Source organism: Arthrobacter sp. Y3223166, from assembly GCF_059090935.1.
In genome coordinates this window covers 1-8,393 of the sequence record NZ_JBNHGE010000064.1, presented here as the reverse complement: position 1 = coordinate 8,393, position 8,393 = coordinate 1, and the positions used below count along the sequence as shown (strand labels likewise).

General features: G+C 69.7%; 8 protein-coding genes and 1 pseudogene. 7 read left to right on the top strand and 2 right to left on the bottom strand.

Annotation, left to right across the window (positions count from 1 at the left end; genetic code table 11):
- The coding region (locus tag AC5RUH_RS16150; RefSeq protein ID WP_494129094.1) for a DUF5719 family protein at positions 1 to 1,581 on the top strand (1,581 nt) is incomplete at its 5' end.
- A gap of 31 nt (positions 1,582 to 1,612) precedes the next feature.
- On the opposite strand, the gene AC5RUH_RS16145 is transcribed toward AC5RUH_RS16150, so the two are convergent.
- A complete protein-coding gene (locus AC5RUH_RS16145) occupies positions 1,613 to 2,098 on the bottom strand; it encodes a metallopeptidase family protein (protein ID WP_494076246.1) in 486 nt (161 codons plus the stop codon).
- A gap of 229 nt (positions 2,099 to 2,327) precedes the next feature.
- On the opposite strand from AC5RUH_RS16145, the gene AC5RUH_RS16140 reads away from it, so the two are divergent.
- The 4 genes from AC5RUH_RS16140 (at position 2,328) to AC5RUH_RS16125 (ending at position 6,024) form a co-directional block, all read left to right on the top strand.
- Complete coding sequence (locus AC5RUH_RS16140; RefSeq protein ID WP_494001441.1) at positions 2,328 to 2,717, top strand: DUF3499 domain-containing protein; 390 nt, start codon at positions 2,328 to 2,330, stop codon at positions 2,715 to 2,717.
- 118 nt (positions 2,718 to 2,835) lie between these two features.
- Positions 2,836 to 3,081 carry a Trm112 family protein gene (locus tag AC5RUH_RS16135; RefSeq protein WP_494129093.1) on the top strand — a complete coding sequence of 82 codons (246 nt, stop codon included), beginning with the start codon at positions 2,836 to 2,838 and terminating at the stop codon, positions 3,079 to 3,081.
- A gap of 10 nt (positions 3,082 to 3,091) precedes the next feature.
- The gene (gene ahcY, locus AC5RUH_RS16130) at positions 3,092 to 4,585 is read left to right on the top strand and encodes an adenosylhomocysteinase (RefSeq protein ID WP_494129092.1); all 1,494 of its coding nucleotides are present in this window, start codon (positions 3,092 to 3,094) and stop codon (positions 4,583 to 4,585) included.
- A gap of 194 nt (positions 4,586 to 4,779) precedes the next feature.
- A complete protein-coding gene (locus AC5RUH_RS16125; protein WP_494129091.1) occupies positions 4,780 to 6,024 on the top strand; it encodes a L,D-transpeptidase in 1,245 nt (414 codons plus the stop codon).
- A gap of 52 nt (positions 6,025 to 6,076) precedes the next feature.
- Here AC5RUH_RS16125 and AC5RUH_RS16120 read toward each other — a convergent pair whose 3' ends face one another.
- A complete protein-coding gene (locus AC5RUH_RS16120; protein WP_494129090.1) occupies positions 6,077 to 6,880 on the bottom strand; it encodes an RDD family protein in 804 nt (267 codons plus the stop codon).
- Positions 6,881 to 6,989: 109 nt separating this feature from the next.
- On the opposite strand from AC5RUH_RS16120, the gene AC5RUH_RS16115 reads away from it, so the two are divergent.
- On the top strand, positions 6,990 to 7,982 hold the full coding sequence (locus AC5RUH_RS16115; RefSeq protein ID WP_494129089.1) for a stage II sporulation protein M: 993 nt from the start codon (positions 6,990 to 6,992) through the stop codon (positions 7,980 to 7,982).
- A gap of 152 nt (positions 7,983 to 8,134) precedes the next feature.
- Positions 8,135 to 8,393: pseudogene (locus AC5RUH_RS16110) on the top strand (hypothetical protein); the annotation flags it as partial.

The following is an 8,393-nucleotide window of genomic DNA, read 5'->3' as shown; positions in this document are numbered from 1 at the left end:
GGCAGTTCCACCGCCGGCGCCACGCCGAAGCGCGGCCGGCGGACGCTGGGCGCCGTCTCCGGGGCGGGCCTCCTGCTGCTGACCGGAGCGGCGGTAGCCGCCGGCAGCCTGGCGGACGTGCCGGGTGCGGCCGCCGAGCGGCCGCCCGTGTCCGCTGCCGTTCCGGCCGGAGACTACACCGCTGTCTGCCCGGAGCCCCTGCGGCTGCTGGACAGCGCCGCCGAAGACACCGATCCGCAGTTCAGCCCGGTCTCCACTACGGCGCAGACCAGGGCGCGGGCCCTGGTGCTCAGCGACCTCGGCGGCAACGTCCCCGGCAGCGAGTTGACGGAACTGGGCGCGGGCACTCCGCTCGCGCGCATCGCGGAACCGACGGAAAAGTCGTCCGGCGAGACCAAGATGGTGGCGTCCGTGGTGTCCGGACAGGACCTGTCCGCTCCCACCGTGCTGCGGGCCGCCCCGATGGGGGAGACCACCGCGCTGACCGGCGCGGCGATGACCTACCGAGCCTCGGACGGCGACCTGCGCGGACTGGCCGCTTCCAACTGCATGGCACCGGACAATGACTTCTGGTTGCTCGGGGCGTCCACCACCGTGGGAACCACGTCCGTGCTGAAACTGCACAACAGTTCCCAGACACCCTCCTCGGTCGACCTCGAACTGGTCTCGTCCGAGGGGCAGGTCCAGGCTGCCGGCACCCGCGGGCTGCTGGTCGCTCCCGGGGAGTCACGCTCCATCGTGCTGGCGGGAGTGGCCGCGAACCAGGAATCCCTGGCCGTGCGCGTGCAGTCCTCCGGCGGCCCGGTGACCGGCTTCATCCAGCAAAGCATCCTGCGCCAGCTGACCCCCGGCGGCGTCGAGCTGCTGCAGGCGTCGGCCCCGGCCGGCACGCGGCAGGTGGTCACGGGAATCACCGTCCAGGACCAAAAACCGGCACGGGCGATCCGGGACCAGGACGGTTATGAGGACGCGGCGCCGGCGCTGGACGTGGCGGTGCCCGGCGTGACCGACGCGGTCCTGGAAGTGCGCGTCTTCGGTTCCGACGGCCCGGTCAGCCTCCCGGGCGGCGGCGTCGTCACCGCGGCGGCCGGCAGCGTCACCAGGGTGCCGCTGGAGTCGTTGCCGGCCGGCACGTATTCCGTCGAAATCAGCGCCGACGTGTCCATCGCTGCCGCCGCGCGGGTCAGCAGGGGAACCGAGGCGGGCGAACCGGTGGACTTCGGATGGTCACCCGCGACCGGCCGCCTCGGCAGCAATCATCTGGCGGTCGTGCCGGGCGGTGTCAGCTCCCGCATGGCCTTCAGCGCGCCGGCGGGGGACGCCCGGGTGGAAATCACGCCGGTGGATCCGAAGGGCAGACTGGGGGAGAAGCAGGCGGTGACCGTGCCCGCCGGAACCACCGTGACCCTTGATCCCCGGGCAGACGGCGCCGACGCTGCGGCCCTGTTGATCAGCGCGTCCGGCGAAGCCGTCTACGGCGCCCAGGTCCTGACCGACGGCGGTGCTCCCGACGTTGCGGTCCTGCCGGTGCCCGCCGGCACCCAGGCGCAGACCGCGGTGCCGGTCGATATCGGGTACTAGGGAAGAAGCGGCGCCGGGACCGGAACGCCGGTCAGGGGCGGGTCCGGCCGTAGCCGGGGTCAACCGCTTCCGGGGCCATGTTCAGCAGCTGCGCGGTCTGCTCCACTACCACATCGTGGATGAGCTCCGGCAGTTCGGCCCGCAGCCGGGCGGCCGCCTGGACCGGCTGCCGGAAGACGGTCACCACGGCCGGGCGGCCCGGCGCGGCCGGCGTGAAGCTGCCCAGGGGCGCGGCCTGACCGCGGGCAAGCAACTCTTCGAGTCGGGGCGGAATGTCCTCGACCACGAATTGGGCTGCTTCGACCCGCTCCCCCCAGAAGTACGCCAGCCGCTCGGCGGACTCCGCGACCCACGCCTCGAACTGTTCGGACCTGGTCAGATGCCCGGGCAGGTTGGCGGGCAGCAGGTCGCCGCGCAGCCCGCGGCCGCGGCGGTTCCGGCGTCGTGCGGCAAACGGACGGCGCCAGCCACCGCCGTCGCTGTCCAGCGAGAGGGTCAGTGATGGTCCGTTGTCCATATACCGACTTTAAGCCCGGGGACCGGAATAAGGCACCCGGGCCCCGCGGCGGTACGCCGAAGCGTCCCGCGGCGACCCACCCGGCACCGGCAGCGTCGCTCCGGAGCATCCGCCAGCGGTGCGCCGTCCGGCGGGCCGCGTCCGCGCGACCCGATTGTGACCTAATCTTCGACCACCGGCCCGCGCCGGTGGTCGGGAAGGAGGAAGGCCCGGAGTAGGATGCATTCTCGTGGGATCCATTCGTCAATGTTCACGCTCGGCCTGTCAGCGGTCGGCCATCGCTACTTTGACGTACGTGTATGCCGATTCCACCGCCGTGCTGGGCCCGCTGGCAACCTACGCCGAGCCCCACTGCTACGACCTGTGTGCCGAGCACGCCGAACGGCTGACCGTGCCCCGCGGCTGGGAAGTCATGCGGCTGGCCCTGCCCGAGCAGGCGCCGGTCCCCAACCCCGACGACCTGTTGGCCCTGGCCGACGCCGTGCGGGAGGCGGCCCGCACTCCCGAGGTGCCCGACGAGGCGCCCCAGCCGCGCGGCCAGCGCGAGCCGTTGGAACCGCCCGCCGGCGCCGCGGGCACCCGGCGCGGGCACCTGCGCATTCTGCGCGGACAACCCTAGGGCGATACGCTGGGAGACGGGCAGCGCGCCGTGCCGGCAACCTGCCGTCCGCGGCGAAGCCCCGCGCCGCCGGAAGCGGACGCAGCCGAAGCTGCTGGAGATCAAAGGACACCATCGCATGGCACATCTGACCCCCGAACTGCTGGCGGTTTTGCGCTGCCCGGCTACCGGTTCATCACTGGTCCAGGAGGGCGACGAACTGCTCTCGACCGGCCGCACCGCCGCCGGAGACCGGCTGCACTACCGGATCGAAGACGGCATCCCGGTGCTGCTGCCGCAGACCGCCCCCGCCGGCGGCGCCCTTGATTCAACCAACGACGGCGCCGCTGCCTCCGCCAACGACGGCCCCGCTGACGACGCTTAGGAGCATTACTGTGACGTTCGATTACAAGGTCAAGGACCTCTCGCTGGCAGCCGCCGGCCGCCACCAGATCCGCCTGGCGGAGCACGAGATGCCGGGCCTGATGGCCCTGCGCGCAGAATTCGGCGAGGCCCAGCCCCTGGCCTGCGCCAGGATTGCCGGTTCCCTGCACATGACGGTGCAGACCGCGGTCCTGATCGAAACGCTGACCGCGCTCGGAGCGGAAGTCCGCTGGGCCTCCTGCAACATCTTCTCCACGCAGGACGAGGCCGCCGCAGCCGTCGTGGTGGGCAACGGCACGCCGGAGGACCCGCAGGGCGTTCCGGTCTTCGCCTGGAAGGGGGAAACGCTCGAAGAGTACTGGTGGACGGCCGAGCAGATCCTGACCTGGCCCGGCGCCGACGAAAACCCCGAGCTGGGACCGAACATGATCCTGGACGACGGCGGCGACGCCACCCTGTTGCTGCACAAGGGCGTGGAATTCGAGGCCGCCGGCGCCGTCCCCTCGGCCACCGCGGAGGACCCGCACGAGTACACGATCATCCTGGACGTGCTGCGCGCCTCGCTGGCCAAGGACCCGCAGAAGTTCACCCGGGTCGCCGCCGGCATCCGCGGCGTCACCGAGGAAACCACCACCGGCGTGCACCGGCTCTACCAGCTGGCGGAGCAGGGCCAGCTGCTGTTCCCGGCGATCAACGTCAACGACGCGGTGACCAAGTCCAAGTTCGACAACAAGTACGGCATCCGCCATTCGCTGCCCGACGGCATCAACAGGGCCACCGACGTTCTGATGGGCGGCAAGACGGCGGTTGTGTGCGGCTACGGCGACGTCGGCAAGGGCGCGGCCGAGGCGCTGCGCGGCCAGGGCGCCCGCGTCGTCGTCACCGAGATCGACCCGATCTGCGCCCTGCAGGCCGCGATGGACGGCTACCAGGTCGCCACCCTGGACAAAGTAGTGGGCGAGGGCCACATCTTCATCACCACCACCGGCAACAAGGACGTCATCATGGCGTCCGACATGGTGAAGATGCGCGACAAGGCCATCGTGGGCAACATCGGCCACTTCGACAACGAAATCGACATGGCGGGCCTGGCCAGCGTCGAGGGCGTACAGAAGGTGGAGATCAAGCCGCAGGTGCACGAATGGGTCTTCGATGCCGGGCTGGCGACCGAGCGCTCCATCATCGTGCTCTCCGAGGGACGGCTGCTGAACCTGGGCAACGCCACCGGGCACCCTTCGTTCGTCATGAGCAACTCGTTCGCCAACCAGACCATCGCGCAGATCGAGCTGTTCACCAAGCACGGCAAGCCGGCCGAGGGTTCGGCCACCGGCGAGCCCGAGTACGCCAACCAGGTCTACGTGCTGCCGAAGGTGCTCGACGAGAAGGTCGCCCGGCTGCACCTGGACGCGCTCGGCGTCGAACTCACCGAACTGACCAAGGAACAGGCCGAGTACCTGGGCGTGGACGCCGCTGGCCCGTACAAGCCGGACCACTACCGCTACTGATCCAGACCGGGAGGGCCGACGGCGGGCGTACGTCCCGCCGTTAGCCGTTCGGTTGAATGGTTACCGGATTGTTGGGCGGGCTCGCCCGCAATAACCCGTCCCTTCGGTGCCGCCCGCCCTACGATGGAGGCAGGGTGCTGTTGTGCCCTGCAGCGGCGGTTACCCGCCGCCGGGGTCTCGTGAGTTGGGTTGGGATGACTGAGGAAAAAAAGAAGCGCAAGGGCCTTAAGATCGCCCTGCTGTGCATCGTCGGAGTGCTGGTGGCAGCCGCCGCGGCCGTCACTGCGGCAACCATGGCGTCGCCCACGTTCGCAGGCCAATTGGGACGGGTGTTCGCCGCCGCCCCGGCCGAGCGGCAGGGCTTCTCCGCGCCGGTCGTCAAGGCGATGTCCGTCGGTGTCACCCCGGCAGACAAAGCCGTGGAGGTTAACCCCGCCACCGTGGCCACCATTACCGCCAAGAACGCCTCCATCAAGGACGTGGCGTTGGCGCCGGCACAGGGCGGCGAACCGATCGCCGGGGAGCTGTCCGCAGACGGCAGCGTCTGGAAGGCAACGGAACGCCTGGACTTCCTGACCGAATACGAGTTCAGCTACACCCTGGTGGACCGCGCCGGCACCGAGACCGTGAAGCAGCAAAGCTTTACCACCGTGCTCGCTCCCAACCAGGCCGACGGCTGGATGTACCCGCTGGACGGGCAAAGCGTGGGCATCGCCCAGCCGCTGGAGTTCAACTTCAGCGAACCCGTGCTCAACAAGCGAGCGGTGGAGGAGGCCATCTCCATCACCACCTCCGCCGGGCAGAAGGGCGAATTTTACTGGTACTCCGAAACCAAGGCCCGCTTCCGCGCGGAAAGATACTGGGAGCCGAACAGCACCGTGACCGTGGACATGAAACTGTTCGGCGTGGAGTTCGGCAACAACATGATCGGCATGAACGACGAGAAGATCACCGTCAACATCCTCGATGACCGCCGGGCGATCGTGGACAACAAGACCAAGACCATGAAGATCTACGTGGGCGGCGACCTGGCCAAGACCTTCCCGGTGACGCTGGGCGACCCGAACTGGCCGTCCAGCAAGGGCATCCACCCGATCATGGACATGCATGAATCGCTGCCGTTCAACCCGCGCAGCATCGGGCTGAAACCGGGAGACCCGGACTGGTACGAGCCGTTCGACGCCAAGTACGCCAGCCGGTTGAGCAACAGCGGCGAGTTCGTCCACACCACGCTGGACCCCTCCGCCCTGGGCGTGCGCAACATTTCCCACGGTTGCGTGGGCATGTCCGAAGCCGGCGCCCGGTACTTCTACGAGACCATGCGGACCGGGGACATCGTGGATATCCGCAATACCGACGGCGGGTTCCTGGACCCGACGGACGGTTTCGGGGACTGGAACGTGGACTGGAAGACCTGGACGTCGCAGGACAAGGGGTAGCTGTCCCGCGCCCGGCGGTTCGGTGGCCACCGGGCGGTCCGCGCGGCCGCGCCTAGTCCCGGAAGGGCAGGGAATGCAGCCGGGCGCCACGCCGGGCGGCGCGCTCCTGCTGTCGGGACAGCCGGACGAAGTCGCGTTCGCGCCGTTCGGCCATCACGGCCAGCAGGTACATTTCCGGCGGCGTCCCGGCCGGCGGCGGGGGAGAGACATAGCCGGACGCCTCGTTGGCCAGGGCCGTGGCCAACCGGGCACGGGAGGCGGGAATCATCTTGGGCGCCTGGGAGAGGAACTGGATAATCCGCCGGGCCAGCGGCTCCGGCAGCCGCCCCATGTCGGCGAGCTTTACCCAGGGGGCCAGTTGCGGGGGGATTTCCGGCAGGATCTTCGGTGCGACCGCGACGCGTTCCCGCATGCTGTAGGTGCCCGCCAGCAGGTCGCCGAGCCGTTTGGACCTGTCATTGAACAGGGCCACCATGAAGGCCACCGAACCGAGCAGGATGTACAGTTCGAAGACCGCCACGAGGCCGCGGATGAGCGCATGCCGGAACCGGATGGCACCGCCGTCGTCGCGCACGATCCGCAGGCCCATGACCCAGCGGCCCAGCGACTTGCCGCGGGTAAGGGTCTCGACGGCGATGGGCACCCCGACCAGGAAGAACAGCACCACGGCGATGACCAGCGCGCGGGCGGCTGCGGCGTCGAACCCGACCTCGAGGGTCTCCGACAGCAGCACGAAGGCGGCGATCAGCAGGATCACGTTGGCCACCACATCGATGATCGAGCTCAGCGCCCGGACGCCGAACGACGCCGGCCGCAGTTCCAGCACTACCGCCTCGCCGGTGATGACGTTGCTCATCGGATCCCTTTCCCGGGCGGTCTGTGCCGCCCGGTTCCACTCTATCGATCCGGGGCGGCGGGCCGGGCGGCGCCCCGGATCTTCCGCGCGCGGCGGCTAGGCTAGGAGCGTGGATATCGATGCCTTCGCCGCGGTGCATGAGCACGATTGGCAGCGGCTGGACGAACTGAGCGCCAAACGCAGGCTCACCGGCCCCGAGGCGGATGAACTGCTCGTGCTCTACCGGCGCACCTCAACCCACCTGTCGATGATCCGGTCGGTGGCCGCCGAGGGCCAACTGTCGGCGGCCCTGTCCACCCGCCTGTCGCGCGCCAGGACGCGGTTCACGGGGGCCCGCTCCAACTTTGCCCGGGACGTGGCGGAGTTCTTCGTGTTGTCGCTGCCGGCCGCGTTCTACCGCCTGCGCTGGCTGACCGTGGTCATCGGTGCCCTCTTCGTCCTGGTGGCCTGGCTGTTCGGCGCCTGGGTGGCGGGAACCCCCGAGGTCATCAAAGCGATGGGGTCCAACGAGGACATCCGGCAGTACGTGGAAGAGGACTTCGTCAATTACTACTCCGAGAATCCCAACGCCTCCTTCGCCGGCATGGTGTGGACCAACAACGCCTGGATTGCCGCGCAGGCGGTGGCCTTCGGAGTGACCGGACTGTGGGTGCCGTACATCCTGTTCATGAACGCCCAGGGGGTGGGCATGGCCGGCGGGATGATGGCCGCCTACGACCGGCTGGACGTCTTCTTCCTCTACATCCTGCCGCACGGGTTGATGGAGATGACCGCCATCTTCATTGCCGGTGCGGCCGGACTGCGGATCTTCTGGTCCTGGGTCTCGCCCGGCCGGCTCACCCGCACCGCCTCGCTGGCCCGGGAAGGCAGGTCGCTGATTACCGTCGCCCTGGGACTGGTCCTCGTCCTCCTGATCTCCGGCCTGGTCGAGGGCTTCGTGACCCCCAGCCAACTGCCGGACTGGCTGCGCCTGGGCATCGGTGTGCTGGTGCTGGCCGCCTACTGGATGTACACCCTCGTCGTGGGCCGGCGGGCCTACCTGGCGGGGGAGCGCGGCGACCTGGGCCGGTTCGACGCCGGCGAGGCCGCCGCCACCGGGTAGCTGCCGTCCGGGCAGCCGACGGGGCAGGCAGGCGACGGCCGGGCGGGCGACGGCCGAGCGGGCCGCCCCCCGGGGTGGCAACCGTGAAGCGCCGCCGGCCGGCGGTAGTCTCATAGGCAGAGAGGCCAGCGGCACAGAAAGAGGCGACGGACGTGGCAGTCGAAGACGTGAAATCCGGCGGAGACGAACGCAGGGCACGGACAGCGCCGGGAGAAGCCCCTGGCGCTGAACCGGAGCGCGCCCCCGCGCCTCCGGTCCCTGCCGTCAACGGCCGGTTCCGGGACGGCGCCAACCCGCTGCCCATGCGCCGGCCCAGCCGGCTGCCGGATTTGAGCGCCGTGGCGACCGGCCTCGGCACCGAGCGCGACGGCGGTGCCCCGGACAGCGCCGGAACGCAACCCCGGAGCGACG